The following is a 26,304-nucleotide window of genomic DNA, read 5'->3' on the forward strand; positions in this document are numbered from 1 at the left end:
TTACTGCTCCAGCACGCGGTCAATCTCTTGCGACGACGCATGCAGGGCGTCCGGCACTGGTTTGTTATCAAACACCAGTTTTTCAATCATTTGCGTCATTGCCCGCTGGACTTCCACCGTTTTGGTGACGGCGGCAGGGGGTACGGCTTTCGGCAGATAAGATGCGATGTCATTCACCAGCGGATGCTGTTGCAGGTAACCGCTGAATACCGGGTTACTTTGCAGATCTTCCCTGGCCGGAGGCATCCCCGTCAGTTCCAGCCAGCGCAAGTCGTTCTTCGGATTGCTGTATACCCATTGAATGAATTTCCAGGCATCGTCCTGCACTTTCGAGGTACTGAACATCACGATCCCTTTGCTGTCTGCCATCGTCGCTCCGGGTTCTCCTGACTGCGTCGGCATCGGGCCGATACGGATGGTTTTTAACACCTCAGGGAATTGCTTCTGATAACGCTCGATATCCCACGGACCGCGTACCGCACCCAGCACGGTACCTGCCGCCAGCGGATCATCCGCAGCGGTAAAGTCGTAGCTCGTCCATTTGTTGGCGAACATTTTCCCCATAAAATTCAGGGCTTCCACACCCGCTTCGTTATCGAACGTGGATTTATTATCCGTAAGATACGGGCTGCCCCCGGAGGCGGCGTAATACAGCGGAATAAAATCAAACCAGCGATCCCACCAGTTTTTACCGCTGGTGAGTTGCAGGCCATAGCCTTGCTTACTTGACGCCATACGCCCGGAAAGGGTGTAAATCTCGTCGTAGGAGGTCGGCACATGATCAAATCCCTGAGCGGCCAGCAAATCACCGCGCCACCAGTAGACGATCGGGCTGATATAAATCGGGATGACGGTTTGCTGGCCCCCGAACTGCCAGCTGGAAACGGCTTTGCCCATATGGCGGGTTTCTACCAGCTCCTGAAAACCGGGCATTTTAGAATAATCATTAAGCTGTTTAAGTTCGGATAACTGTTTAGCGAAACCAATAAAAATATTGGTGGAGATGTCGGGTTCGGTCCCTGAGGCCAGCGCATTCATAATGGCTTCTTCAGAACTTCCCGCCGCCGGAATTGCGGTGAATTCCACTTTTCTGTTTTCCGGATGGCTGTTCCATTCTTTGACGATTTCACCCCAGTATCTTTCCTGGGTAATATTAGGCGCCACCCACATCTTTATCGCCGTCTGATCTTTCTCGTCCGGTCCGCAGCCTGAAATTAATAGCGTAAGCCCCGCAATAGCAGCCAGTTTGAGTGTTTTCATCCGAATTCCTATTTCCGTTAGGTTTGGATTTATAATCCGTAATTATATTTATGGATTATTCATATTTTTATTATATGAGTTAGTTTCTATTTAAACGCTAGCATGGACATTTGGTGAATAAATGTTATTGCCGTCACACAAATGATTTTGTTTAACGTTAAACTTTATTTTTATATTCATTGCAAAACACAATTTCTTATGACTAACTGTGGGCGGTCTAATACTGTGCTTGTGTTTTGATTGTATTATTTAAACATCAGGGAGTATTCACACTGAGTAAGATAACACTGAAGTCGATTGCCAGAGAATTAGGCGTGACGCACACGACGGTATCTAATGCCTTTAATAATCCGGGGAAGTTGTCAGAATCATTAAAAAAACGAATTATCGATTACGCTCACTCGGTGAATTTTTATGGTCCGGATAATGTGGGGCGGGCATTACGCACCGGTAAATCGAATGCGATAGGTATTATCTTTAACGACACCCTCAGTTATGCGTTTACCGACAGGCATGACGTACAACTGATGCAGGGCATTGCTGCGGAATGTGACAAAGAAGGCGTAAGCCTCATCCTGATCCCGTTACATAACCAACAAGGCCCGCGCGTGAGCGCCATCAATACGGCCGTTGATGGCTACATACTCAATGCGACGCACAATAACGATCAGATCATCGCCAAAGCGCTGGCTAAAAAGGTGCCGGTCGTGACGACGGATTTCCGTATTCCGCCGCACAGCAGCGTGTCGATTGATAACCGCAAGGCGATGCATGAAATCTGCCAGCACTTGCTGGAAAAAGGCCACCGCGAATTCGGGATTATTTCATTTCCGTCGTTGCAGGGCAGTAAGGGAATAAAGCCGCTGACCGATCCTGTTGCCGGGGATAATGACGTCATGCTCACCCGGGTAAATGCCTGCGTGGAGACTTTTCTTGCCGCAAATATTGCACTGAATTCCTGTTTTCTTTGTGAGACACGTCACCATGAAGAATGTGGTGAAATGGCCGCCAGAGAATTACTGGCACGCAATCCGGCCATCACCGCGTTGATTTGTCTGTCCGACCGATTTGCACAGGGTGCGGCGAATTATTGCCGCAAAGCGGGATTATCTGTCCCACAGGATATCGCTATTACCGGTTTCGATAATATACCGCGCACCGATAATGAAATTGCCCTGACGACCATTTCACAGGATCCGGTTAAAAAAGGCGAAATGGCCGCCAGTCTGTTATTAAGCGGAAAGTCGAATATTGATTACGATCTCGGATTTACGCTGATTATACGTGGCTCGACCTGATATTTCCGGTATTGCCATGAAGTCTGAATTACTGATGTCAATTTTCAGGATGAAATATGGCCTTATTAACCTGTTTTAAAGCTTATGATATTCGTGGTGTGCTGGGTTCTGAACTCAATGAAGATATTGCCTGCCGTATTGGTGCCGCATTTGCCCAATTTTACCGTCCGCAGCGGGTGGTGCTGGGGAGTGATATCCGCCTGACGTCTGCTGCACTCAAGCAGGCCGTCGCACGGGGATTAATGGATCAGGGAACGGACGTCATCGATATCGGTATGACCGGCAGTGAAGAGGTCTATTTCGCGACCCGTGATTTCCAGGCCGATGGTGGGATCCAGATCACCGCCAGTCATAACCCGGATAATTACAACGGCATGAAAATCGTCGGCAGAGAGGCGAGGCCGGTAAGCCGCGACAGCGGATTAAAGGATATTCAGCAACTGGCTGAAAACCCGGTCTTTGCGGTGGCGGCGCAACGCGGCCATTATCAGCAAGTGTCGAACCGCCGGGCGTACCTTGCGCATCTGCTCAGCTATTTTACGCTGCAAAACGGACGACTTCTGCGCGTGGTGGTCAATGCGGGAAATGGTGCGGCGGGGCCGACACTGGATGCGCTGGAAGAGGCATTTCAGCAACGCCGCATTCCGCTGACACTGATAAAAATTCACCATGAGCCGGACGGCACGTTCCCCCACGGTATTCCCAACCCGATGTTGCCGGAGAACCGCATGGCGACACGCGATGCGGTACGGGCGCATCAGGCGGATCTGGGTATTGCCTGGGACGGCGATTTTGACCGCTGCTTCATCTTTGACGAGCAGGGCGACTACGTGGAAGCCTATTACATTGTCGGATTACTGGCGAAATGGTTTTTGCAGCGCGAGCCAGGTGAGAAAATCCTTCATGATCCGCGACTGGTCTGGAATACCCGCGATGTGATCCATGCCCATCACGGCGTTGCTATCGAAACCAAAACCGGTCATGCCTTCATCAAAGAAAGAATGCGTAGCGAAAATGCCCTGTACGGCGGCGAGATGAGCGCGCATCACTACTTCCGTGATTTCGGCTACTGCGACAGCGGAATGATCCCGGCCCTGCTGGTGTTACAGCAACTCAGCGGCGGTTCTCAGAAAATGTCAGAACTGATCGCTCAGCGAAAAACCCTTTTCCCGGTATCGGGAGAGCTGAACATTGCGGCTGTGCTGCCAGAAACGGTGATCGCAAGGGTTCGTCAACATTACGAAAATCAGGCGCTGAACATCAGTGAAACGGACGGACTCAGTATGGAGTTTGCGTGCTGGCGTTTTAATTTACGCCCTTCCAACACCGAACCCTTGCTGCGTCTTAACGTGGAAACGCGGCAGTCTCCTTCATTGCTGGCTGAAAGTACCCGGGCGCTTCTCGCGCTTATCCATGCGTAATCCCTTCACTCCATACAGGACAACGTTATGTCAGGCTTATCGCTGAAAAATATCCAGAAATATTATGATAAAGCGCCGGTTATCCCTGATTTATCCCTCGATATTCATGCCGGGGAGTTTCTGGTTCTTGTCGGGCCGTCGGGGTGCGGGAAATCCACGTTATTACGTCTGATTGCCGGGCTGGATGAACTGACGTCCGGCAGCATCAGCATTGGCGAAAAAGATGTCACGGATTTGCCCGCCGGTCAGCGCGGGCTGTCGATGGTTTTCCAGTCTTACGCGCTGTATCCCCACATGACTGTGCGTCAGAATCTTTCCTTTGGCCTGAAGAATATCCGCACACCGCCGGATGAAATTGAACGACGCATTCAGCAGGCGGCGCAGATCCTGCGCCTTGATGAGATGCTTGACCGGCTGCCACAAAATCTGTCCGGCGGGCAGCGTCAGCGGGTCGCCATTGGCCGTTCGATAGTGCAGCAGCCGGAGGTGTTTTTATTCGATGAGCCTTTGTCGAATCTTGATGCCGCGTTGCGTGTGCAGATGCGGCAGGAAATCAGTCAGCTGCATACCCGTCTGAAAAACACCATGATTTACGTGACGCACGATCAGGTCGAAGCCATGACGCTGGCCGACCGGATTGTGGTGCTGAACAAAGGGCACATCGAGCAGATTGGTACGCCGGTGGAACTCTACAACAGTCCGGCCAGTCTGTTTGTCGCCGGTTTTATTGGCACGCCGAAAATCAATGTGATCCCGGCGCAGGTAATGGACCGCCATCTGGTGATTGACGGAAAAGCACGATTTCCGCTGGGGGATAAATTTCCGGCGGCGCGGGAGGGCCAGTCCGTTTCGCTGGCGATCCGACCTGAGTTGTTGCGCCTGAACGAAGCCACGGATCATCATTTTGACGTGACGGTGGATTTCACTGAATTGCAGGGCGACTCAACACTGGTGTATGCGCGATTCGGTGAGCATGGCGTAAAAATCAAATCCTCCAGACAGCTTTCTTTTGCCCAATCCGAGACGCTAACAGCCGGGTTTAATACGTCCGGTATGTTGCTGTTCGATGAGGAACAGCGGCGGATCCCCGCAGTGTCGCGTTAAATAGAAAAAGGCACCTTTCGGTGCCTTTTCGACGAACATCAACGTTAATTAAGCATTTTTCGCCAGCTGCGCTTTATGTTTGTTCTCACTCAGCATGGTCAGTAACAGCAGCAGAACGGCCAGCACACAACCGGCGATCATCACGATAAATCCGCCGTCCCAGCCAAAGTAATCCACCGTATACCCGACGATGGCGCTCGCAGCCACCGACCCACCCAGATAACCAAACAGCCCGGTAAAGCCTGCGGCGGTACCCGCCGCTTTTTTCGGTGCCAGTTCCAGCGCATGTAAACCAATCAGCATCACCGGCCCGTAAATCAGGAAGCCGATGGTGATCATACAGGCCATATCAATGCCCGGATTGCCGACCGGATTGAGCCAGTACACCACCGTCGCGATGGTCACCAGCACCATAAAGAACACGCCGGTTGCGCCGCGATTGCCTTTGAAGACTTTGTCCGACATCCAGCCGCACAGCAGCGTGCCGGGAATGCCTGCGTATTCATAAAGGAAATACGCCCACGAGGATTTATCCAGCGCAAAATGTTTCACTTCTTTCAGGTAAGTCGGTGACCAGTCGAGAATCCCGTAGCGCAGCAGATAAACAAAGACGTTAGCCAGCGCGATATACCACAGCAATTTGTTCGGCAAAATGTACTGCATGAAAATCTGTTTTGCTGTCAGTTCCTGCTCGGCAGACTCTTTGACATAGTCCGGCGGGTAATCGTTTTTGTATTCTTCAATCGGCGGCAGACCGCAGGACTGCGGCGTATCGCGCATTGTCATGAAGGCAAACACCGCCAGCAAAATCGCGCCGAAAGCGGGCATATACAGCGCCGCGTGCCAGTCGTTAAACCATGCCATGCCGAGCAGGAACAGCAGCGGAGGAATACCGCCGCCGACGTTATGCGCGCAGTTCCACACCGACACCACGCCGCCGCGTTCTTTCTGCGACCACCAGTGCACCATGGTACGTCCGCACGGCGGCCAGCCCATTCCCTGGAACCATCCGCACAGGAACAGCAGCACAAACATGATGGCGATGCTGGAGGTCGCCCATGGAACGAAGCCCATAAACAGCATCACCGCGGCCGCCAGAATCAAACCGGCGGGCAGAAAGACGCGCGGATTCGAACGGTCAGACACCGAACCCATGATGAATTTTGAGATGCCGTAAGCAATGGAAATCCCGGAGAGCGCAAAACCCAGATCGCCTCGCGAGAAACCCTGATCAATCAGATAAGGCATAGCCAGTGCGAAGTTTTTGCGTACCAGATAATAGGCCGCATAACCGAAGAAAATCCCCATGAAGATTTGCCAGCGGAGACGGCGGTAAAGCGGATCGACGTGAGCCTCATCAACAGGAGCTTTGTGAGGCGCGGGTTTAAAGATACTGAGCATAAATGCCTCCGATGGCATAAATCAGGTCGGACTCATCATGAGCCACGGACGAAATGGTGGATCCAGTGTGTTCTAAAACGAACATCACTTTAGCCATTCGCGCACAAACGAACTGTGATTTATGACGGAAATGTTACATTTTTATTACAGAGGGAGGCGATTTTGTGAGCGAGGGTGACAATAAGAAACAAAAAAGGCGGAGCCAAAGCTCCGCCTGGCAGGTTCGTGACATATCAAAAGACTCATTCTAAATCGTCAGACATTCTTTTCGGCATTAAGCTGTCATGCGCTCATTCCACGTATCCTTGTATATTATATTCCCTTCTACATTTTTCCATGTTATGGCTTGATAACGTAATTCGATATTTTCTATATGTGTACTTGTCATACCATTTGGGAGCAAATAGGGGGAAATAGAGGTGATTTTGACGTTTTCTAAAATAATATGGAAGTATTCACTTTCAATCCCCGCATCCAATATGTGATACATTTTTATGATTGCGGATTGCAATGTGCGGCCTTCACATAATGCCCGGAAAAGAATAGGTGTGGTTTGGTCAAACTCTTTTTGCATAATAATCGGTGAATGAATTCTTGTTCCTGTTAATTTTCCCATGTGCTGATCAACAGGAATATTAACATTGTGTGATAATGATTTTAACTCAATGGAACCGAGCCTGGCGGGTATCAGACATCCCCCAACAATAGGCGAGCCATTTTCATCAGTTAACCAAATGTGAGCTGGGTTTGACATATTTTATATCCTTATATAATCCGAGCGTGTAAAATTTACCGCGAGAATAAAAAAACGAAAACTAGCATTAGCAGGAAAAACGCGCCAATTGACTGTATCGCAATGTCAGGAAAAAAACTCACCATAAACACACCGAAGATCACAGTTATAATTAATGGAATGTAAGTCCAAAAAAAATAAGACAGTTGATGTCTAAACCATCGCTTTAAAAAATTAATCATGATGTTCACCTTACCATATCAATTATTGTTTTGGCGACTTCATCATCTGATGTAAGATTCGTGCTAAAGGCGTGAGCTTTCATAAAAAGAGGCTCAACTAAAAAATACATCATTTCTAATTTTCGCATATATAACGCATAGTAATATGCAGGACTCAGAACCTGCAAACGTTCCGCACTTTCTGCGGCTTCCTGTACGTATCCGTAAAAGCCTATTCCGGCAGCGGCAAGTGCGGACACCTTCCCAATTTTCTGGCTGAAGCTGGTATGAATATTGAATCCAAGGCAAATGGATGTTGTTATGCCCAATGCAAATGATTGTGTCGTCAGAGAACTCGTTGATATATTTACGCTTGCTTTCATTAAGGTTCGTTGGATATTGTGTAGTTGACTTTGGTTTCTATTTTTAATAAGTGATTCGATATAAATCTGTATCATGTCAGATATGATTCTTCTGTCTTTAATTAACTGCTGTAAAGACTCAAGGAATCGAACATCTTCTCGTTTCAGCTTTGCGCAAACATCTTGATAATTCTCCGTAAAACAAGAAGTGTAATACACTAGCCTTGTTGCGCCATCCTGAATTCTGTGAGATTGATCGAGAATCTGCTCTTTAACTCCGATAACAGCTGTATCCAATTTTTTTGCAAGTATTTCGTCATTTGCCAACTTATTAATAATGAAATCACTATGGTACATAACTTATTCCTTAAGTTAATTATTCCATTTTATGATATGTGCTGGTTAAAATATATGATAATACTATCAGTTACTCTCTGTTATATACCACTGTACTTCATTGTAAATAATATAACGATATATTTTCACCTTATAAATGAGGCAGGTTGGTGAGGTTGAGTAATGGCATAATACAAAAAAGGCGGAGCCAAAGCTCCGCCTGCTGTTTTCGTACGCACTGAATTTATTGAATTTTCAGCGTACTGATAATGGTTTCAGCGTCAGTTTGCGCCTGTTGCTGATTATCGGCTGGCAGGGTGATTTGCAAAGTCAGTAAGTGGCTGTCGACTTTACCCAGCACGATAGAAGAATAGGCTTTCTGACCGGCAGAGGTGATCACCGTATCCAGCTGTTGCAGATCCTGACCATTCACCTGAATGGATTTATTGGTCACTACTTGGAGATTGGTATCACGGGCTTTTTGCTGATCCTGTAAACGACCCGCCAGAACCTCGAGCGATTCCGTGGTGTTATCACCCAGGATCACAATCACGGCTTTCTGACCGGTGCTGTCAGCGTAAACGTGCATATTGTTGGCCTGCGTGCCCAGCTTACCGCTCTGGTCGCTCATTCCCTGCGGCAGGGAGAAGGTGACTTTGCCTTCCAGCAGGCTGACCGGCGTGGTGGCTGCCGTTGCTGCGGCCGCTGGCGCGCCTTTATCCGCTGCAGGTGCGTCGGTGGTTTTACCGTCACACGCAGCCAGACCGGCGATCAGTACTGCCATTCCCATCATTTTCGCGATATTACGCATCGGGCTTCCTTAAGTGGCCTGTTCACCAGGCTTACATGTTGACTTAACAGTCTTTATGGCAACCTATTCAGACCACAAATGCAAGTCAGATTATGGCGCGATTTGTGTCTTTCCGGCGGCCCGCTTTAGTGCGCGCTGACGGCAGAATGCGGGTTGTTGCCGTGAGCGGACAAACGTTTGAGCAGCATATTCAGCAGCATGCCGTACATCGGCAGGAAGAACACCAGACAGATCAGGACCTTGAAGGTGTAATCCACCATCGCGATTTCCACCCAATGCTGCGCCATAAAGGCATCGGTACTTTTGTAGAAGGCGATAAAGAAGAAGGACAGGGTATCGCTGATATTGCCGAGGAACATCGAGGCGACCGGTGCGATCCACCAGCGGCGGTTCTGGCGCAGGCGGTTAAACACATGAACGTCGAGGATTTGCCCCAGCACATAGGCCATAAAGCTGGCGGTGGCGATGCGGGCGACCATGATATTCAGGCTGTTGAGCGCATCCACGCCCTGCCACTGCGCTTCAAAGAACAGCGCCGAGATGATGTAGGAAATGGCCAGAGCCGGCACCATCACGGACAGAATAATCCGTCGCGCCAGCGGTGCGCCAAAGATACGCACGGTCAGATCGGTAGCCAGAAAGATAAACGGGAAAGTGAACGCGCCCCAGGTGGTATGGAAACCAAAAATGGAAACGGGCAACTGAACCAGATAGTTACTGGAGGTGATGATGGCGATGTGGAATAGCGAAAGCCATATCAGCGCGGAAAACCGCTGCTGAGCAGTAAAGGAATACATAGATGTGACCTTTTTTTGTGAAAAATTGGGGTGAGGGAACCCAAGAAAATTTTTACTTTCACACCCGTAATGGCGTGCGGCGCGCATAGTACCTGTTTGCGCACCGTTTGCGCAACAGATCCCATGGTTAATTTTAGCGCAATGAGCCGTGTTTGTTGCGCCAGAAAACCAGCGGGTTAAACTATCCGCCTTTGCCAAACAACCGCCCATTCACGTATGTAGATGTTGAGACACGAAATGACCGACCCCTTTATCAATCCTGACCATCAGCTTGATGCGTTGGGTCTGCGTTGCCCCGAGCCAGTGATGATGGTTCGTAAAGCGGTACGCACCATGCAAGACGGCGAAACGTTGCTGATCATCGCTGATGATCCGGCCACCACCCGCGATATCCCCGGTTTCTGCCGTTTTATGGAACATACGCTGCTGGCGTCGGATACCGAAAGCGTGCCGTACCGCTATTTGCTGTGCAAAGGGTTGGCAGAAAAACAGGGCTGATGGCTCAGCCCTGACGGGTTATTTCGACTTATTGCGCAACAGCCTCAGCGCATTGGCGGTCACCAGTGCTGTTGCACCGGAATCCGCCAGCACCGCCAGCCACAATCCGGTCAGCCCCATCAGCGTGGTGACCAGAAAAATCGCTTTCAGCCCCAGCGCAATCGTGATGTTCTGACGGATATTCGCCCGCGTGGCGCGTGACAGGCTGATCATCTGCGCCAGCCCGCTCAGACGGTTGTGGGTCAGCGCCGCATCTGCGGTTTCCAGCGCGACATCCGTCCCGCTTCCCATCGCAATACCGATCGTCGCGGCTTTCATCGCCGGGGCATCATTAATGCCGTCCCCGACCATTGCCACCGGTTTCTGCGCATTGAGCGCGGTGACCGCCGAGACTTTATCCGCAGGCAGTAAACCCGCGCGGAAATCAATGCCCAGCCGGTCAGCGATGGTTTTTGCCGCACGCGGATTGTCGCCAGTCAGCATGACCGCGGATACGCCGAGCGCCTTGAGTTTCTGCAAGGCTTCATGGGCGTCATCGCGCAGACGATCCTGCATGGCAATCAGCCCGATTGCGCTGTCTTCCTGCAATACCACCACCACGGTTTTTCCGCTGGATTCCCACGCTGTAATTTGCGCAAGGGTTTCTGCCGTCAGGCTGTTTCCGGCCACACTTTTCGGTGCCAGCACCTGAATTTTACGGCCTGACACCACGCCTTCCACGCCGGAACCGGCCAGCGCGCGCCGATCTTGTGCGGTGAGCGGTAACGGATTGCCGGTTTTTGCGCGGGCTAAAATCGCCTGCGCCAGCGGGTGATGCGAACCTTCTTCCACCGCCGAGGCCAGACATAACACTTCGCCTTCACTGGCACCGTTCAGCGGTAACACGTCGGTGACTTCCGGTTTGCCTTCGGTCAGCGTGCCGGTTTTGTCCAGCGCGACGGTTTCAATCAGCGCCAGTTGTTCCAGTGCCGCGCCGCCTTTGATTAACGCGCCCTGACGCGTGGCGGCCGCCAGCCCGGAGGTGATCGCCGCAGGTGTGGAGATCACCAGCGCACACGGACAACCGATCAGCAGCAACGTGAGGCCGCGATAAATCCAGGTTTCCCACGACAGTCCCATCGCCAGCGGCGGAACGATAATTACCAGCAGCGACATCAGCATAATGACCGGCGTGTAATAACGGCTGAAAGTATCGAGGAAACGCTCAATGGGCGCACGACGCTCATCGGCTTCTTCGATAAGTTGCAGGATGCGGTCAATGGCGCTGTTGCCCGGTGCGGAAGCCACTTCAAGGCGTGCCAGCCGGTCAACGCACAGGCTGCCCGCCGGGACTTTTTCGCCGGGCAGATGATCCACCGGCACCGATTCACCGGTCAGTGCGCTTTCATCGAAACTGGCCGCGCTTTGTAAAATGGCGTCGGCAGGCAGACGTGCGCCTGCCGCAATTTCAATGATGTCGCCGGGGCGTAAACTGCTGACCGGCACGGTTTCCGCCTGGCCATTTACCACGCGAACGGCGGTATCCGGGATCAGCGCCATCAGCGATTTCACCCCGCTGCGCGCCCGGCTGGAAGCAAAAGCTTCCAGGCGTTCGCCGACCATAAACAGCAGCAGCACCATGGCGGCTTCGGCAGTGGCACCGATAAACAGGGCACCGAGCGCGGCGATGCTCATCAGCGTTTCGATGGCGAACGGCGAACCGGCGCGGGTCTGGCGGATCGCCTGACGCAGTACCGGCCACAGCCCGACCAGCGTGGTGGCGATAAACGCGATCTGACCGGCCTGCGGACTGACGTGATCGAGCACCCAGCTCAGCAGCATCAGCGCCGAGAGGGCGATCAGCGGCAGCGCCTCTTTCAGGCGTGACGCTTCCGGTTGCGGGATATTTTGTTTTTTATCGAGGGATTGCAGGGTGAAACCTGCGGCCATCACGGCATGCTGCACGGGTTGGGTGATATCCAGACCGGCATCAATCACCAGTTTTTCCGTGGCGAACAGCACTCTGGCGCGGCTGATGCCGTCAATGCCGGACACGGCCTTTTCGATTTTACGCGCACAGGCCGGGCAATCCATCCCTTCCACTTTCCAGCTGTATTGCTGGCTGCCGGAAAGCGGTGCGCCGGGGGCGTCTTCGCCCGGCGAGCCTTCTGCGCTGCCATCGTCAGAGGTTTGTGAGTGCTCACCTGTTTCTGGCGCGCAGCAACTGTCTGTGCTGGTGCAGGCGGAAACCGCCAGTGTGGCCTTTTCGCTACAGCAGCCCGCCGGATGTGTGCCGGGCCGGGCCATCGCGCCAATTTTGTTGATACGTAATGCGGGCGCATGTTTGCCCTGACATCCGCAGCGACAGCCGTTGTTTTTTTGCATTGGGATCATAAAGCCTCCGGTTCAACACCGAGTGGAATTACCCCCAGTGTAAACGTTGGAGTTAGCTCTAAGGTCAACCCTTATTTTATCAGCGGAACCAGAACGGTTCCGCTGAGGGAGGTTACAGGTACAAAGACCGGACGATCAGGAAGTGCCCGCCAAAATAACAGGCGGCGACCAGCGCGTCGGCAGCGCGGAAGGTGAAGCGGTAGCGGCTGAGCAGCCAGAAAATATTGCCCAGCAGTAACAGCGCCGCGCCGCAGAACAGCGAAAACGCCATGTCGGTGCTGCGGGCAAAATATTGCTCACCCGCCAGCCAGACCATCAGCAGGGTCATGGCGATGTAAGTGGTCACTGGCCATCTCAGTTCGGCCAGTCGTGTCCAGATCACCGCAAGAAGTATCGCGCCGATGATCAGCAAGGTCAGCGGCAGCGGCCAGAAAAACGTAATGGTCATCTGGCTGGCGAAACTCAGCGTATACAGCAGATGCGAGAGGAAGAACGCGCCAATGGCGTACATAAAGCGTTCTTCAGGCAGCAACAACAGGCTGTCCGCCACCAGCGTCGCCGCCAGACCCAGCAGGATCAGATAGCTGTAAACATTCAGTGTCGGTGCCTGCCAGGCCAGCAGAAGCAGCAGCAATAACGTGACGGGCTTGAATACCCAGCGTTGCCAGCGCGGGCCGCGATAGCTGGCATCAACGAACAACCAGCCGGAGAAAAATACAGCGAGGAATGGCCAACTCATTGTTTATCCTTTTATATTTCAGAACAGAACATAAAACCGATGCAAGGGTCTGCCTTCAGGAAAACACATCCTGTTTTCCTGTACTTGTTTTCAGTGTAGGAGAGAGGGCATACCGGCGACAATCAGAAATCCCCGTAACGGCCGGTCTGATTCACGTTGGTTTAGAATAGCGGGACAGTTTACGGCGCAGGACGCGCCGTAAAAGCGGGAATCACTTTTTGGTCGGCAACGGCGGCTGTTTTTTCTGCCAGGCCATCAGTTCGAACACGCCGAACAGGAAAATGCGGGTTTGCAGCCACGGGCCGATGGTGTCCTTTTCCTTGCCCTGCGTGGCTTTCAGCAGCATCACCTGCAGGCCGTGCATAAAGAACATGAACACAATCGCCACGTCTAAAAAGTATTTGATCGGTTTCGGGAACGGGTGGATCAGGTTAAACGCCAGAAACGCCCAAATACATAACATCAACAACCGACCAATATTGATCAACATCTTACTGCTCCTGTTCTGGTGAGCCGGTTTCAGGCGTCACATCGCGATGGTAGAGGCGATAAGCAACTTGTCCGGCGACTTTTTCACGGTGTAAACGCCAGCTGGCGGGCACATCCAGAGTGTCGTGTTCGGCTTCTGTTTCGACATAAATCCAGGCTTCGTCAGCCAGCCACTGGTTTTGCTCCAGCAGGTTCAGCGTATCTTGCAGAATGCCTTTGCGGAAAGGCGGATCGAGGAAAACCACATCAAAGGCATTTCCGGCTTTTGCCAGCCAGTTCAATGTATTGACGTTAAATACTTTCGCATCACTGGCGTTTAGCAGCGCCAGGTTTTTCTCTAACTGTTGCGCAACCGGGCGTTCAAACTCCAGCAGTGTGGCGCTGGCCGCATAACGGGACAAGGCTTCCAGACCGAGTGCGCCGCTGCCTGCAAAACAGTCCAGGCAATGCGCGCCTTGTAAAACCGGTGCCAGCCAGTTGAACAGCGTTTCGCGCACGCGATCGGTGGTCGGGCGCAGCCCCGGGCTGTGTGGAACCGGAAGTTTGCGTCCGCGCCATTGTCCGCCAATAATTCGGATCTGGCCTGCGGCGGGAGTGTTGGGTTTCTTTGCCATAGTTCGCTTGTGTCATTCAAAGCCGTCGGGCTTCGTTGCATATCGTTTGGAGGGCTATTCTACCGGTGTGCGGGCAATGGGCAAATGTTTAACATTGTCGATTGAAAAGCCAGCGGAATTCAACACGCGGGCGTGTTGCCTGAAGGGGAAAGTGATAGACTGCCTGACCATAACCCTATTAATAATCCGTTCGCCAGTCATTAACGGCGAGGAGTGAAGTTGTAAAATGGCAAAAGACAAAAAACGCGGTTTCTTCTCCTGGTTCGGTCGTGGCCGTCAGGAAGAAGAGCAGCAGAAGGAAGAAACACGCGAAGAACAGCCGGTTGTCGAAGAGCAACTGACGGAAGCACCGGGTGTCCCGCTCGTTCGCGAGCCTGTTGCAGAACCTGAAGTTGACGCAGAGCCAAAAGCTGAACCTGCACCGGATGTCGAACCTGAACCCGAAATCCTGCCTGAGCCACTCGTCGAGCCGGAACCGGAGATTGAACCGGAACCGCTGACAGAGCCTGAGCCGGAAGAAAAACCTGAGCCGGTGCGTGAGCAGGCGGCGGCTGAACTGGCAGAAGAAATCGTTCACATCACGGAACAGGTGGCTGCCCGGCCTGATACTGTTGAAGAAGACAGGATTGAAGCACAGATCGCGGAAGACGAGTTCGTTGAATCGGCAGAAGAAATTGCCGAAGACCAGCGTCAGGACGCCATTGATTCGGTTGACGATGTGGTCGCCGAAGAAGAACCGCTGCCGGTGGCGCTGGATCCGATCGTTGTGCTGCCCGCCGGTGAAACTGAGCAGGAACGCCCGACCAAAGAAGGCTTCTTTGCCCGTCTGAAACGCAGCCTGGTCAAAACCAAACAGAATCTCGGCTCCGGCTTTGTGGGGCTGTTCCGTGGTAAGAAAATCGACGACGATCTGTTCGAAGAGCTGGAAGAACAGCTGCTGATCGCCGACGTGGGTGTCGAAACCACGCGTAAAATCATCACTTCACTGACCGAGCATGCGTCGCGTAAGCAACTGAAAGACGCCGATGCGCTGTACGGCAAGCTGAAGGAAGAAATGTCCGAAATACTGGCGAAAGTTGACGAGCCACTGGATGTCAGCGGGAAAACCCCGTATGTCATTCTGATGGTTGGCGTGAACGGCGTCGGTAAAACCACCACCATCGGTAAGATGGCACGCCAGTTTGAAGCACAGGGTAAATCGGTGATGCTGGCGGCGGGTGATACCTTCCGTGCCGCAGCCGTTGAGCAGTTGCAGGTCTGGGGTCAGCGCAACAAGATCCCGGTGATTGCACAGCATACCGGTGCGGACTCCGCGTCCGTTATCTTCGATGCCATTCAGGCGGCGAAAGCCCGTAATATCGACGTGCTGATTGCCGATACCGCCGGGCGTTTGCAAAACAAAGCGCACCTGATGGAAGAGCTGAAGAAAATCGTCCGCGTGATGAAGAAGCTCGACGAAGATGCACCGCATGAAGTGATGCTGACGCTCGACGCCAGCACCGGCCAGAATGCAGTCAGTCAGGCGAAATTGTTCAACGAAGCCGTCGGGCTGACCGGGATAACGCTGACGAAACTGGATGGCACCGCGAAAGGCGGCGTGATCTTTGCCATCGCCGATCAGTTCAGCATTCCGATCCGCTACATTGGTGTCGGTGAAGGTATCGAAGATTTAAGGCCGTTTAAGGCAGACGATTTTATTGAGGCACTTTTTGCCCGAGAGGATTAATACGGATGATTCGCTTTGAACAGGTCAGTAAAGCTTATCTGGGCGGACGACAGGCGCTTCAGGGCGTCAACTTTCACATCCAGCAAGCGGAAATGGCATTTCTGACCGGACACTCAGGCGCAGGGAAAAGTACCCTGCTCAAGCTGATTTGCGGCATTGAACGCCCGAGCGCCGGTCACATTTTGTTTGGCGGTCATGACATCAGCCGTCTGAAATCCAGCGAAGTGCCGTTCCTGCGTCGCCAGATCGGCATGATCTTTCAGGATCACCATCTGCTGATGGATCGTACCGTCTATGACAACGTGGCAATGCCACTGATCATTTCCGGGGCCAGCAGCGAAGATATCCGCCGTCGCGTGTCGGCTGCGCTGGATAAAGTGGGATTACTGGATAAAGCGAAGAATCTGCCAATCCAGCTTTCCGGCGGGGAACAGCAACGTGTGGGCATCGCCCGTGCGGTGGTGAATAAACCGGCGGTGCTGCTGGCGGATGAACCGACCGGTAACCTCGACGGCGAATTGTCGGAAGGCATTTTGCGTTTATTCGAAGAATTTAACCGTGTCGGCGTCACCGTTCTGATGGCGACGCATGACGTGGGTCTGATTGCCCGTCGTAATTACCGCACGCTGACGCTGAGTCAGGGGCGTATGTCGGGAGGGATGTACTAATGGCGAACAGTCCGAACCCGGCGAAAACCGCCAAAAGTGCCCGCGCCGCGAAAAGCAAAGCGTTGCAGGGTGGCTGGCGCGAACAGTGGCGCTATGCGTGGATGAACGCGCTGGCTGACATGCTGCGTCAGCCGCTGGCGACGCTGCTTACGGTGATGGTCATTGCCATCTCCCTGACGTTGCCGAGTGTCTGCTATCTGGTGTGGAAAAACGTCAGTACCGCCGCAGAACAGTGGTATCCGACGCCGCAACTGACCGTGTATCTCGACAAAGCACTGGATGATGACGCCGCAGAAAATGTGGTGAAAACCCTGAAAACTGAAGCGGGCGTGGATAAAGTCAATTATCTCTCCCGAGAAGAAGCGATGGGTGAATTCCGCAACTGGTCAGGCTTTGGCGGCGCGATGGACATGCTGGAGCAAAATCCGCTGCCTGCCGTCGCCATTATCACGCCGAAAATGAATTTCCAGGACTCCGCCACACTCAACACCTTGCGCGACCGCGTGGCGGCGGTGCATGGCGTGGATGAAGTGCGTATGGATGACAGCTGGTTTGCCCGTCTTGCGGCGCTGACCGGTCTGGTGGGGCAGATTGCGGCGATGATTGGCATCCTGATGGTGATCGCCGTCTTCCTGGTGATTGGTAACAGTGTGCGACTGAGTATCTTCAGCCGTCGCGATACCATCAACGTGATGAAGCTGATTGGCGCGACCGACGGATTCATTTTGCGGCCGTTCCTCAACGGGGGGGCGATGCTCGGTTTCACCGGCGCGTTGCTGTCGCTGATCCTCTCGGAAGTCCTGGTGCTGCGCCTTGAGAGCGTGGTGACTCAGGTCGCACAAGTGTTCGGCACGACGTTTGACCTGCACGGTCTGGGCTGGGATGAAAGCCTGCTGCTGCTGATCGTGTCCGCAATGATTGGCTGGATTGCCGCCTGGCTGGCGACGGTTCAACATTTACGGCGATTTACACCACAGTAGTGAGAATTTGCTATAATGTTCCCCTGCTGCTCAGTCTTTGTGTTCAGGGGAACAGCCGATTCTTGCTATATCGTCCCGTCATTTTCCTGCTTCCCCTGCAATGGCACAAATTCACTATCCAATAGTCAGTCTGTCACTTACAGTCATCAGACTGTTGAATCTGTCCGTGAACTTTATGTAAAATTCGTGGTCGTAGAGCAGCGAATATGAAGGGCTCGGCGTTGCTTTGTTGTCGCCCCTTAAGGCCAGCAACGTAGCGGTATCATCCCGCAGCAACGTGGTATAAAACCTGCATTACGTCATACATGAGAGGCTTGAATGACCAAAGAAATGCGCACTTTAGCATTAGTACCCCAAGGTAGCCTGGAAGCCTATGTTCGGGCCGCCAATGCCTATCCTATGCTCACCGCAGAGGAAGAACGGGCACTGGCTGAACGGCTGCATTACAACGGTGACCTGGAAGCAGCGAAAGAGCTGATCCTGTCTCACCTGCGCTTTGTTGCTCACATTGCCCGCAACTATTCAGGTTACGGTTTGCCACAGGCAGACCTTATCCAGGAAGGGAATATCGGCCTGATGAAAGCGGTTCGCCGTTTTAATCCGGAAGTCGGTGTGCGTCTGGTGTCCTTTGCCGTGCATTGGATCAAAGCTGAAATTCACGAATATGTGCTGCGTAACTGGCGCATCGTGAAAGTCGCCACCACCAAAGCGCAGCGTAAATTGTTCTTCAACCTGCGCAAAAACAAACAGCGTCTGGGCTGGTTCAGCCATGACGAAGTGGAGCATGTTGCCCGCGAACTGGGTGTCACCAGCAAAGATGTGCTGGAAATGGAATCACGCATGGCAGCACAGGACATGACGTTTGATCCGACCCCGGATGATGAACCACGCGACGGCGCAGCGATGGCACCGATGCTGTATCTGCAAGACAAAAGTTCTGACTTTGCAGAAACCATCGAAGAAGATAACTGGGATCAGGACGCGACCGACAAACTTTCCAGTGCAATGGAAGGTCTGGACGAACGCAGCCAGGATATCATCCGTGCCCGCTGGTTAGACGACGATAACAAATCGACCCTGCAGGAACTCGCCGACAAGTACGGTGTTTCCGCAGAACGTGTTCGTCAGCTGGAAAAGAACGCGATGAAGAAACTGCGTATGGCGATCGAAGCCTGATAAACGCAGATTTACTCTGTTAAAAAGCGACCTTTATGGTCGCTTTTTTTATACCTGAAATTCAGCCTTCAGGATTTTTTCCAGACATTCCCTTCACGCACAAAACCACAGGCCTGCATAAAGGCATTCAGCACGGGTTCCGGCTCTGCGTGCATCGTCCAGCTTTTCACTTGCGGCAGTTGCGCCTGCAACTCTTCCATCAGATACAGCCCGACACCGCGACGGCGCGTCACTTCCCGCACCCGCAGATCGCTGAGTTGCCCCTGATCGCCGTCGAGGGTGATTTTCACTGCGCCCAGAATGCGTTCATTAAACACCGCCGCAAACAGCGCAAGGTCGTTTTGCAGGCTGGCTTGCCAGTCACTTTCGGTTTGCTCCGGCCAGATTTTTGCCAGATCGATCAGGTCCTGCGCGCTGAGTGACGTCAGTTTTTGGATAGTTAGTTTCATGATGCGGAAGGTCAGAAAAAGGAGGCGATCAGTGTAGCGGATCGTTCTGCAGAACGGGCGTAACTTTTTTTGTACAGTAACAGGTCGAAAAGTTTTTTAGCGATCTCTGCATAAGCGATAAATGTTGGCTTTAATCAATAAAGCCAGTGTTAACGACTGATTGTTTACATCCACTCCGCCTTTTCACCCAAATAAAATTCTGTTTACACCTCATATTTCTGATTGTGCTATTTGATTTGCAGAAGAAAATTCCTGTTTAATGATATGAATTATAAAGTCTTATTCGAAAATAAGACGAAATAAGCCGTTAACTCGTTATTACTTATACTAAATTTCCTAAGTGATGAAGTTTTAAACAGGCAACAAAGAGCAAACCACAACACACACATGAACGGGGTAATCGGATGAAAGCAATGAAGGGTAAGATCTGGCTGGCAGGGTGTATTGCATTAGCAATGAGTCAGGCGGCATTCGCCAAAGATATTAAAGTCGCCATTGTGGGTGCTATGTCAGGTCCGGTCGCCCAGTACGGTGACATGGAATTTACAGGTGCAAAACAAGCCATCGCTGACATCAACGCCAAAGGCGGCGTGAAAGGTGACAAACTGGTTGGCGTGGAATATGACGATGCCTGTGACCCGAAACAAGCGGTGGCGGTAGCGAACAAAGTGATCAACGACGGTATCCGTTATGTGATCGGCCACCTGTGCTCTTCCTCTACTCAGCCTGCTTCTGACATCTATGAAGATGAAGGCGTGCTGATGATCACCCCGGCTGCGACCAACGCTGACCTGACCACCCGTGGTTATAAAATGGTGATGCGCACCACCGGTCTGGATTCCGATCAGGGTCCGACTGCCGCGAAATACATCCTCGACACCATCAAACCAAAACGTATCGCTGTTGTGCATGACAAACAGCAATACGGCGAAGGCCTGGCCCGTTCCGTACAGGACGCGCTGAAAAAAGGCGGCGGCAACGTGGTGCTGTTTGAAGGCGTGACCGCAGGCGACAAAGACTTCTCCACACTGGTGGCGCGTCTGAAGAAAGAAAACGTCGATTTCGTCTATTTCGGCGGTTACTACCCGGAAATGGGGCAGATCCTGCGTCAGTCAAAACAAGCGGGTCTGGCAGCGAAATTCATGGGTCCGGAAGGCGTAGGCAACTCCTCACTGTCTAACATCGCCGGCGATGCTTCCGAAGGCATGCTGGTAACCCTGCCAAAACGTTACGATCAGGTTCCGGCTAACCAGCCAATCGTCGATGCCCTGAAAGCCAAGAAACTGGATCCAACCGGTCCGTTCGTCTGGACGACTTACGCTGCATTGCAGGCGCTGACCACCGGTATGGAACGCAGCGGCAGCATGGAACCGGCAGATATCGCCAAAAACCTGAAATCAGCGTCAGTGGATACCGTCATGGGCCCGCTGAGCTGGGATGAGAAAGGTGACCTGAAAGGATTCGAATTCGGTATTTTCGAGTGGCATAAAGACGGCACGTCTACCCCGATCAAATAAAACCGCACCAAAGTGGTTCTCCGCTCCCTCCCCTGCGAAGGGGAGGGCTGGGGTGGGGTATTAATGGCAACGGCGTTGTTTGCAAAACCCCCTCCCAACCTCCCCCTTCGCAGGGGGAGGAGTAGCACAAGTTATCAAACCCTTGATTAATAAGGATAGGGTATGTCAGAGCAGTTCCTCTATTTCATTCAGCAGATGTTCAACGGTGTCACGTTGGGCAGTACTTATGCGCTGATCGCCATTGGTTACACCATGGTTTACGGCATTATCGGCATGATCAACTTCGCCCACGGCGAGGTGTATATGATCGGCAGTTATGTCTCCTTTATCGTAATCGCCGCTCTGATGATGATGGGTATCGACGCCAGCTGGTTGCTGATCGGTGCCGGTTTTATCGCCGCGATTGTGATTTCCAGTGCCTACGGCTGGAGCATTGAACGCGTGGCGTATAAGCCGGTGCGTAACTCCAAACGACTGATTGCACTGATTTCCGCCATCGGGATGTCAATTTTTCTGCAAAACTACGTCAGCCTCACGCAAGGCTCACGCGATCTCGCTTTACCAAGCCTCGTCACCGGCCAGTGGAAACTGGGCGAAGCCAACGGCTTTGCGGCGACCATCAGCACCATGCAGTTAATCATCTGGATCGTCACGTTTGTCGCGATGCTGGCGCTGACCCTGTTCATCCGTTATTCGCGTATGGGTCGTGCCTGCCGCGCCTGTGCGGAAGATCTGAAAATGGCCAGCCTGCTGGGGATCAGCACTGACCGCGTAATTTCCCTGACCTTCGTGATTGGCGCGTTAATGGCGGCCGTCGCGGGCGTTCTGCTCGGTCAGTTCTATGGCGTGATCAACCCGTACATCGGCTTTATGGCCGGCATGAAAGCTTTCACCGCTGCGGTTCTCGGCGGCATTGGCAGTATTCCGGGCGCGATGATCGGCGGCCTGATTTTGGGCGTGGCCGAAGCGCTGACCTCGGCGTATCTGAGCACTGAATATAAAGACGTGGTGTCCTTCGCATTACTGATCGTGGTGCTGCTGGTGCTGCCGACCGGTATTCTTGGCCGTCCGGAGGTTGAGAAAGTATGAAGCGCCTGAATCTGTTAAATGCGCTGGTTTCCGCTTTCGTCCTGCTGGTGCTGGCGGCGTTCATCATGGGCCTGCAACTGGGCCTTGATGGCACAAAACTGGTGGTCAACGGCGCGGGTCAGGTTCGCTGGACGTGGATTGCCATCGGCTGCGCCATCGTCTTCGTGTTCCAGTTATTCCGTCCGATGGTCAGCAGCGGCCTGAAAAAAGTCTCGGGGCCGGGCTGGGTGTTGCCAAGCTTTGATGGCTCGACGCCGAAACAAAAACTGCTGGCGCTGGTGCTGATTATCGCTGCCATTGCCTGGCCGTTTATCGTCTCGCGCGGCACGGTGGATATCGCCACACTGACCCTGATCTACATCATGCTCGGCCTCGGTCTGAACGTGGTGGTCGGGCTGTCCGGCCTGCTGGTACTGGGTTACGGCGGCTTTTACGCCATCGGCGCTTACACTTACGCGCTGCTCAATCACTATTACGGCATCGGATTCTGGGAAGCCTTGCCGCTGGCCGGACTGGTGTCAGCAGCCTTTGGTTTCCTGCTCGGATTCCCGGTGCTGCGGTTGCGCGGAGATTATCTGGCGATTGTGACGCTCGGATTCGGCGAAATCGTCCGTATCCTGCTGCTCAATAATACCGAACTGACCGGCGGGCCGAACGGCATCAGCCAGATCCCGAAACCGACGCTGTTCGGGCTGGAGTTCAGCCGGACGCCACGCGACGGCGGCTGGGATACCTTCAGCAACTTCTTCCATGTTGCCTATGACCCGAGTGACCGCATTATCTTCCTGTACATGGTGGCGCTGCTGCTGGTGATCGCCACCTTGTTCATCATCAACCGTCTGTTGCGGATGCCGCTGGGCCGCGCGTGGGAAGCGTTGCGTGAGGATGAAATTGCCTGCCGTTCGCTGGGGCTGAACCCGACCCGAATCAAACTGACTGCGTTCACCATCAGCGCTGCGTTTGCCGGTTTCGCCGGTACGCTGTTCGCCGCGCGTCAGGGCTTTGTCAGCCCGGAATCCTTCACCTTTGCGGAATCTGCCTTCGTGCTGGCTATCGTGGTACTCGGCGGGATGGGCTCGCAGTTTGCGGTCATTCTGGCGGCGATTCTGCTGGTGGTTTCCCGCGAGCTGATGCGTGATCTCAACGAATACAGCATGTTACTGCTCGGTGCGTTAATGGTGCTGATGATGATCTGGCGTCCGCAGGGCTTGCTGCCGATGAAACGTCCGCAGCTGAAACTGAAATTATCGAAGAAACAAATCGCGGATCAGGGGGAACAGGCATGAGCACGCAACCTCTGTTAGCGGTTGAAGGTCTGATGATGCGTTTTGGCGGCCTGCTGGCGGTCAACAACGTGGCGCTGAACCTCAACCAGGGCGAAATTGTTTCGCTGATCGGCCCGAACGGTGCCGGTAAAACCACGGTATTTAACTGCCTGACCGGTTTCTATAAACCGAGCGGCGGCACCATTAAGCTGCGTGATCAGCATCTGGAAGGCTTGCCGGGGCAGAAAATTGCCCGCATGGGCGTGGTGCGTACTTTCCAGCACGTGCGACTGTTTCGTGAAATGACGGTGATTGAAAACCTGCTGGTTGCCCAGCATCAGCACCTGAAAAGCGGCGTACTGGCGGGGCTGTTCAAAACGCCGGGTTTCCGTCGCGCCGAAGCCGATGCGCTGGATCGCGCTGCCGACTGGCTGGAACGTGTCGGATTACTTGAACTGGCCAACCGTCAGGCGGGCAATCTGGCCTACGGCCAGCAACGCCGTCTGGAAATCGTCCGCTGCATGGTCACGCGGCCGGAAATCCTGATGCTCGATGAACCGGCTGCCGGTCTTAACCCGCGTGAAACCGAAGAGCTGAACCAGCTGATTGCGGAATTGCGTAACCAGCACAACGTGTCGGTGCTGCTGATTGAGCACGACATGAAACTGGTGATGGGCATTTCTGACCGCATCTACGTGGTGAATCAGGGCACGCCGCTGGCACAAGGCACACCGGCTGAAATTCGTAATAATCCTGACGTGATCCGCGCCTATTTAGGCGAAGGTTAAGGGACAGAACAAGATGTTGTCATTCAATCAGGTATCAGCCCATTACGGCAAAATTCAGGCGCTGCATGAAGTCAGTCTGAGTATTAACAAAGGCGAAATCGTCACGCTGATCGGCGCGAACGGCGCGGGTAAAACCACGCTGCTCGGCAGTTTATGTGGCGAACCGCGTGCCTCCCACGGCGCGATCATTTTCGAAGGGCAGGACATCACGCAGTGGCAGACCGCCAAAATCATGCGCGGCGATATCGCGATTGTGCCGGAAGGCCGTCGGGTGTTTTCCCGCATGACGGTGGAAGAGAATCTGGCGATGGGCGGATTCTTTGCCACCCGCGATCAGTTTCATGCCCGGCTGGAGCGCGTGTTTACGCTGTTCCCGCGCCTGAAAGAGCGTCGCGTTCAGCGTTCCGGCACCATGTCCGGCGGTGAGCAACAGATGCTGGCAATCGGCCGTGCGCTGATGAGCCAGCCGCGTCTGCTGCTGCTCGATGAGCCGTCGCTGGGGCTGGCCCCGATCATCATCCAGCAGATTTTCGACACCATCCAGCAGTTGCGCGAAGAAGGGATGACCATCTTCCTGGTCGAGCAAAACGCCAATCAGGCGCTGAAACTCGCCGATCGCGGTTATGTGCTGGAGAACGGTCATGTGGTACTGGAAGATACCGGCGCGGCCTTGCTGGCGAACGAAGCGGTGCGTGCGGCCTATCTCGGCGCATAAAGTGGCTTCACATTTTAAAAATCTGTGATAAATCTGGTAAACCGCACGGCAAGCGCTTTGCGGTTTTTATTTTGTCTATAAATTAACATCTCTTACATTCGTATAACTTTGCACATCATCAGGAACATGTCATGAACACAGAAGGTTTACTCGCCGCCCGTATGGTCAGGCTCAAAAGTTCAGCCATCCGGGAATTGCTGAAACACAGCAAGATGGAAGGCGTTATTTCGCTGGCGGGTGGTATTCCTTCTTCGGCGCTTTTTGATTTCGACGGTCTGCGTGAAGCCACCCAACTGGCGATTACCGAACAACCGGAACACGCATTCCAGTATGGTCTGACCGAAGGCAGTTATACGCTGCGTGAGCGTATTGCTGAGCTTTGTCAGCAACGTGGCGTGGTCGCAAGCCCGGACGATATCGTGGTCACCGCAGGCTCTCAGCAGGCGCTGGATCTGGTGATGCGCGCTGTGGTGAACCCGGATGACGTTTTCGTGGTGGAACGCCCGACCTATCTGGCGGCGTTACAGACGCTGGAACTGGCCGAAGCCAAACTGCTGTCCGTCGGTTCTGACGGCGACGGCATGATTGTCGACGAACTGGCGGAACTGCTGAAAACGCAGAAAATCAAAGGCGTGTATCTGGTGCCCACGTTCGGCAACCCGAGCGGTGTGACCCTGAGCCGCGCCCGTCGTGAGCAACTGGTGAAACTGGCGGCAGAGCATGAATTCCTGATCGTCGAAGATGACCCGTACGGCGAACTGCGATTCACCGATGAACGCCAGCCGACGCTGTTCGAGCTGTCGAAGGCGCTGTTCGGTCACGCGGAGAACATCATCTACACCTCGACGTTCTCCAAAATTCTGGCACCGGGCCTGCGTCTGGGCTGGGTAATTATGCCTGACTGGTTGCTGCATAAAGTCGCCATCATCAAACAGGCTGCGGATCTGCACGCCAGCGCGCTGTCGCAGACTATCGCGGAATACTATCTCGGTCTGGGCCGTCTGCCGAAGCAGATCGAAACCATCCGTGCGGCGTACAAAAAGAAATGTCAGATCATGGCCGGACTGCTGGAAAGCGAACTGGGAGACGTACTGACCTTTGAATACCCGAAAGGCGGTATGTTCCTGTGGGCGCGCTTCCGCGAACCGCGTAACTGCGCGGAGTGGATGAAAAAGACGCTGGAGCAGGGCGTGGTGTTTGTGCCGGGCGAATTCTTCTATGCCGATAATCCGGATCACTCGACCTTCCGTCTGTCCTTCGCCACCGCGACGGAAGAACAAATGCACGAGGCGGTCGCCCGTCTGAAACGCGCACTGTAATTCCTCTTTTTCGTCTTCCCTGAGGCGCATCGTTAACCCGATGCGCCTTATTTTTTGCCATCTGTTCGTCACCTGCACTTCATGCTGCTGTCACTTCATTGTCATTTAACGGTTATTTTTCTGTCATTTAGCCGTGTCATTTTACCAGCGATTAA

At 53.3% G+C, this 26,304-nt stretch carries 25 protein-coding genes; 14 read left to right on the top strand and 11 right to left on the bottom strand.

Annotation, left to right across the window (positions count from 1 at the left end; genetic code table 11):
• Positions 1-1,260 (bottom strand): ABC transporter substrate-binding protein, encoded by a 1,260-nt coding sequence (locus tag EYY67_RS18175; protein ID WP_131694060.1) that lies wholly within the window; start codon positions 1,258-1,260, stop codon positions 1-3.
• A gap of 272 nt (positions 1,261-1,532) precedes the next feature.
• Here EYY67_RS18175 and EYY67_RS18180 point away from each other — a divergent pair, with 272 nt between their 5' ends.
• Genes EYY67_RS18180 through EYY67_RS18190 form a run of 3 tightly spaced genes read left to right on the top strand, consistent with a single transcriptional unit; the run spans position 1,533 to position 5,083 of the window.
• Positions 1,533-2,558: a LacI family DNA-binding transcriptional regulator gene (locus EYY67_RS18180; RefSeq protein ID WP_415838654.1), complete on the top strand. Its 1,026-nt coding sequence runs from the start codon at positions 1,533-1,535 to the stop codon at positions 2,556-2,558.
• A 56-nt stretch (positions 2,559-2,614) separates the two neighbouring features.
• Positions 2,615-3,979, top strand: a complete 1,365-nt coding sequence (locus tag EYY67_RS18185; RefSeq protein WP_131694061.1) for a phosphohexomutase domain-containing protein — start codon at positions 2,615-2,617, stop codon at positions 3,977-3,979.
• Positions 3,980-4,006: 27 nt separating this feature from the next.
• Positions 4,007-5,083, top strand: coding sequence for an ABC transporter ATP-binding protein (locus EYY67_RS18190; protein ID WP_119822762.1), 1,077 nt, complete (start codon positions 4,007-4,009; stop codon positions 5,081-5,083).
• A 48-nt stretch (positions 5,084-5,131) separates the two neighbouring features.
• Here the strand turns inward: EYY67_RS18190 and glpT are convergent, their stop codons facing one another.
• The 5 genes from glpT to EYY67_RS18220 all read right to left on the bottom strand — a co-directional run bounded on the left by glpT (position 5,132) and on the right by EYY67_RS18220 (position 9,744).
• A complete protein-coding gene (gene glpT / locus EYY67_RS18195; protein WP_095924222.1) occupies positions 5,132-6,484 on the bottom strand; it encodes a glycerol-3-phosphate transporter in 1,353 nt (450 codons plus the stop codon).
• 274 nt (positions 6,485-6,758) lie between these two features.
• Positions 6,759-7,238: an Hcp family type VI secretion system effector gene (locus EYY67_RS18200; RefSeq protein WP_131694062.1), complete on the bottom strand. Its 480-nt coding sequence runs from the start codon at positions 7,236-7,238 to the stop codon at positions 6,759-6,761.
• A gap of 226 nt (positions 7,239-7,464) precedes the next feature.
• Positions 7,465-8,157 (bottom strand): hypothetical protein, encoded by a 693-nt coding sequence (locus EYY67_RS18210; protein WP_131694064.1) that lies wholly within the window; start codon positions 8,155-8,157, stop codon positions 7,465-7,467.
• Positions 8,158-8,380: 223 nt separating this feature from the next.
• Positions 8,381-8,947 carry a DcrB family lipoprotein gene (locus EYY67_RS18215; protein WP_095924223.1) on the bottom strand — a complete coding sequence of 189 codons (567 nt, stop codon included), beginning with the start codon at positions 8,945-8,947 and terminating at the stop codon, positions 8,381-8,383.
• A gap of 125 nt (positions 8,948-9,072) precedes the next feature.
• Positions 9,073-9,744 (bottom strand): 7-cyano-7-deazaguanine/7-aminomethyl-7-deazaguanine transporter, encoded by a 672-nt coding sequence (locus EYY67_RS18220; RefSeq protein ID WP_095924224.1) that lies wholly within the window; start codon positions 9,742-9,744, stop codon positions 9,073-9,075.
• 237 nt (positions 9,745-9,981) lie between these two features.
• On the opposite strand from EYY67_RS18220, the gene tusA reads away from it, so the two are divergent.
• Positions 9,982-10,242: a sulfurtransferase TusA gene (gene tusA / locus EYY67_RS18225; RefSeq protein ID WP_013577478.1), complete on the top strand. Its 261-nt coding sequence runs from the start codon at positions 9,982-9,984 to the stop codon at positions 10,240-10,242.
• 18 nt (positions 10,243-10,260) lie between these two features.
• Here tusA and EYY67_RS18230 read toward each other — a convergent pair whose 3' ends face one another.
• The 4 genes from EYY67_RS18230 to rsmD form a co-directional block, all read right to left on the bottom strand.
• Entirely contained in the window at positions 10,261-12,615 is a 2,355-nt protein-coding gene (locus tag EYY67_RS18230; protein WP_131694065.1) for a zinc/cadmium/mercury/lead-transporting ATPase, read from the bottom strand.
• A gap of 112 nt (positions 12,616-12,727) precedes the next feature.
• Positions 12,728-13,354 carry a lysoplasmalogenase gene (locus EYY67_RS18235; protein ID WP_013577476.1) on the bottom strand — a complete coding sequence of 209 codons (627 nt, stop codon included), beginning with the start codon at positions 13,352-13,354 and terminating at the stop codon, positions 12,728-12,730.
• Positions 13,355-13,565: 211 nt separating this feature from the next.
• A complete protein-coding gene (locus EYY67_RS18240) occupies positions 13,566-13,844 on the bottom strand; it encodes a DUF1145 family protein (protein ID WP_095924226.1) in 279 nt (92 codons plus the stop codon).
• Position 13,845: 1 nt separating this feature from the next.
• A complete protein-coding gene (rsmD, locus tag EYY67_RS18245; protein WP_131694066.1) occupies positions 13,846-14,457 on the bottom strand; it encodes a 16S rRNA (guanine(966)-N(2))-methyltransferase in 612 nt (203 codons plus the stop codon).
• 226 nt (positions 14,458-14,683) lie between these two features.
• On the opposite strand from rsmD, the gene ftsY reads away from it, so the two are divergent.
• From ftsY to rpoH, 4 genes are all read left to right on the top strand, one after another.
• Positions 14,684-16,183 (top strand): signal recognition particle-docking protein FtsY, encoded by a 1,500-nt coding sequence (ftsY, locus tag EYY67_RS18250; RefSeq protein ID WP_131694067.1) that lies wholly within the window; start codon positions 14,684-14,686, stop codon positions 16,181-16,183.
• A 5-nt stretch (positions 16,184-16,188) separates the two neighbouring features.
• Positions 16,189-16,851 (top strand): cell division ATP-binding protein FtsE, encoded by a 663-nt coding sequence (gene ftsE, locus EYY67_RS18255; protein WP_095924229.1) that lies wholly within the window; start codon positions 16,189-16,191, stop codon positions 16,849-16,851.
• Positions 16,851-17,831, top strand: a complete 981-nt coding sequence (ftsX, locus tag EYY67_RS18260; RefSeq protein ID WP_095924230.1) for a permease-like cell division protein FtsX — start codon at positions 16,851-16,853, stop codon at positions 17,829-17,831. The genes ftsE and ftsX overlap by 1 nt, the downstream gene beginning before the upstream one ends.
• Before the next feature lie 318 nt (positions 17,832-18,149).
• Complete coding sequence (gene rpoH / locus EYY67_RS18265) at positions 18,150-19,007, top strand: RNA polymerase sigma factor RpoH (protein ID WP_131694068.1); 858 nt, start codon at positions 18,150-18,152, stop codon at positions 19,005-19,007.
• A gap of 68 nt (positions 19,008-19,075) precedes the next feature.
• On the opposite strand, the gene panM is transcribed toward rpoH, so the two are convergent.
• Positions 19,076-19,456, bottom strand: coding sequence for an aspartate 1-decarboxylase autocleavage activator PanM (panM, locus tag EYY67_RS18270; RefSeq protein WP_131694069.1), 381 nt, complete (start codon positions 19,454-19,456; stop codon positions 19,076-19,078).
• 404 nt (positions 19,457-19,860) lie between these two features.
• Here panM and EYY67_RS18275 point away from each other — a divergent pair, with 404 nt between their 5' ends.
• The 6 genes from EYY67_RS18275 to EYY67_RS18300 all read left to right on the top strand — a co-directional run bounded on the left by EYY67_RS18275 (position 19,861) and on the right by EYY67_RS18300 (position 26,149).
• Positions 19,861-20,973 (top strand): branched-chain amino acid ABC transporter substrate-binding protein, encoded by a 1,113-nt coding sequence (locus tag EYY67_RS18275; RefSeq protein WP_131694070.1) that lies wholly within the window; start codon positions 19,861-19,863, stop codon positions 20,971-20,973.
• A 162-nt stretch (positions 20,974-21,135) separates the two neighbouring features.
• Positions 21,136-22,062 carry a high-affinity branched-chain amino acid ABC transporter permease LivH gene (gene livH / locus EYY67_RS18280; RefSeq protein ID WP_095924234.1) on the top strand — a complete coding sequence of 309 codons (927 nt, stop codon included), beginning with the start codon at positions 21,136-21,138 and terminating at the stop codon, positions 22,060-22,062.
• Positions 22,059-23,348: a high-affinity branched-chain amino acid ABC transporter permease LivM gene (locus tag EYY67_RS18285; protein WP_119825616.1), complete on the top strand. Its 1,290-nt coding sequence runs from the start codon at positions 22,059-22,061 to the stop codon at positions 23,346-23,348. Before livH ends, EYY67_RS18285 begins: the two co-directional genes overlap by 4 nt.
• Complete coding sequence (gene livG / locus EYY67_RS18290; RefSeq protein WP_013577465.1) at positions 23,345-24,115, top strand: high-affinity branched-chain amino acid ABC transporter ATP-binding protein LivG; 771 nt, start codon at positions 23,345-23,347, stop codon at positions 24,113-24,115. Before EYY67_RS18285 ends, livG begins: the two co-directional genes overlap by 4 nt.
• Positions 24,116-24,128: 13 nt before the next feature.
• Positions 24,129-24,830 (top strand): high-affinity branched-chain amino acid ABC transporter ATP-binding protein LivF, encoded by a 702-nt coding sequence (gene livF / locus EYY67_RS18295; RefSeq protein ID WP_095924236.1) that lies wholly within the window; start codon positions 24,129-24,131, stop codon positions 24,828-24,830.
• Between the two features lie 131 nt (positions 24,831-24,961).
• The gene (locus EYY67_RS18300) at positions 24,962-26,149 is read left to right on the top strand and encodes an aminotransferase-like domain-containing protein (RefSeq protein WP_131694071.1); all 1,188 of its coding nucleotides are present in this window, start codon (positions 24,962-24,964) and stop codon (positions 26,147-26,149) included.
• The last annotated feature ends 155 nt before the right edge of the window (positions 26,150-26,304 follow it).

This window comes from Rahnella victoriana (assembly GCF_004330295.1).
Lineage (GTDB): Bacteria > Pseudomonadota > Gammaproteobacteria > Enterobacterales > Enterobacteriaceae > Rahnella > Rahnella victoriana.

Excerpts from the sequence above, each read along its gene's own strand:
- livH (WP_095924234.1), top strand. The coding sequence starts at position 21,136 with ATGTCAGAGCAGTTCCTCTATTTCATTCAGCAGATGTTCAACGGTGTC.
- ftsY (WP_131694067.1), top strand. The coding sequence starts at position 14,684 with ATGGCAAAAGACAAAAAACGCGGTTTCTTCTCCTGGTTCGGTCGTGGC.
- livF (WP_095924236.1), top strand. The coding sequence starts at position 24,129 with ATGTTGTCATTCAATCAGGTATCAGCCCATTACGGCAAAATTCAGGCG.
- EYY67_RS18240 (WP_095924226.1), bottom strand. The coding sequence starts at position 13,844 with ATGTTGATCAATATTGGTCGGTTGTTGATGTTATGTATTTGGGCGTTT.
- panM (WP_131694069.1), bottom strand. The coding sequence starts at position 19,456 with ATGAAACTAACTATCCAAAAACTGACGTCACTCAGCGCGCAGGACCTG.
- livG (WP_013577465.1), top strand. The coding sequence starts at position 23,345 with ATGAGCACGCAACCTCTGTTAGCGGTTGAAGGTCTGATGATGCGTTTT.
- EYY67_RS18285 (WP_119825616.1), top strand. The coding sequence starts at position 22,059 with ATGAAGCGCCTGAATCTGTTAAATGCGCTGGTTTCCGCTTTCGTCCTG.
- ftsE (WP_095924229.1), top strand. The coding sequence starts at position 16,189 with ATGATTCGCTTTGAACAGGTCAGTAAAGCTTATCTGGGCGGACGACAG.
- ftsX (WP_095924230.1), top strand. The coding sequence starts at position 16,851 with ATGGCGAACAGTCCGAACCCGGCGAAAACCGCCAAAAGTGCCCGCGCC.
- rsmD (WP_131694066.1), bottom strand. The coding sequence starts at position 14,457 with ATGGCAAAGAAACCCAACACTCCCGCCGCAGGCCAGATCCGAATTATT.
- glpT (WP_095924222.1), bottom strand. The coding sequence starts at position 6,484 with ATGCTCAGTATCTTTAAACCCGCGCCTCACAAAGCTCCTGTTGATGAG.
- EYY67_RS18190 (WP_119822762.1), top strand. The coding sequence starts at position 4,007 with ATGTCAGGCTTATCGCTGAAAAATATCCAGAAATATTATGATAAAGCG.
- EYY67_RS18275 (WP_131694070.1), top strand. The coding sequence starts at position 19,861 with ATGAAAGCAATGAAGGGTAAGATCTGGCTGGCAGGGTGTATTGCATTA.
- EYY67_RS18185 (WP_131694061.1), top strand. The coding sequence starts at position 2,615 with ATGGCCTTATTAACCTGTTTTAAAGCTTATGATATTCGTGGTGTGCTG.
- EYY67_RS18300 (WP_131694071.1), top strand. The coding sequence starts at position 24,962 with ATGAACACAGAAGGTTTACTCGCCGCCCGTATGGTCAGGCTCAAAAGT.
- EYY67_RS18175 (WP_131694060.1), bottom strand. The coding sequence starts at position 1,260 with ATGAAAACACTCAAACTGGCTGCTATTGCGGGGCTTACGCTATTAATT.
- rpoH (WP_131694068.1), top strand. The coding sequence starts at position 18,150 with ATGACCAAAGAAATGCGCACTTTAGCATTAGTACCCCAAGGTAGCCTG.
- EYY67_RS18210 (WP_131694064.1), bottom strand. The coding sequence starts at position 8,157 with ATGTACCATAGTGATTTCATTATTAATAAGTTGGCAAATGACGAAATA.
- EYY67_RS18215 (WP_095924223.1), bottom strand. The coding sequence starts at position 8,947 with ATGCGTAATATCGCGAAAATGATGGGAATGGCAGTACTGATCGCCGGT.
- tusA (WP_013577478.1), top strand. The coding sequence starts at position 9,982 with ATGACCGACCCCTTTATCAATCCTGACCATCAGCTTGATGCGTTGGGT.
- EYY67_RS18235 (WP_013577476.1), bottom strand. The coding sequence starts at position 13,354 with ATGAGTTGGCCATTCCTCGCTGTATTTTTCTCCGGCTGGTTGTTCGTT.
- EYY67_RS18220 (WP_095924224.1), bottom strand. The coding sequence starts at position 9,744 with ATGTATTCCTTTACTGCTCAGCAGCGGTTTTCCGCGCTGATATGGCTT.
- EYY67_RS18230 (WP_131694065.1), bottom strand. The coding sequence starts at position 12,615 with ATGATCCCAATGCAAAAAAACAACGGCTGTCGCTGCGGATGTCAGGGC.
- EYY67_RS18200 (WP_131694062.1), bottom strand. The coding sequence starts at position 7,238 with ATGTCAAACCCAGCTCACATTTGGTTAACTGATGAAAATGGCTCGCCT.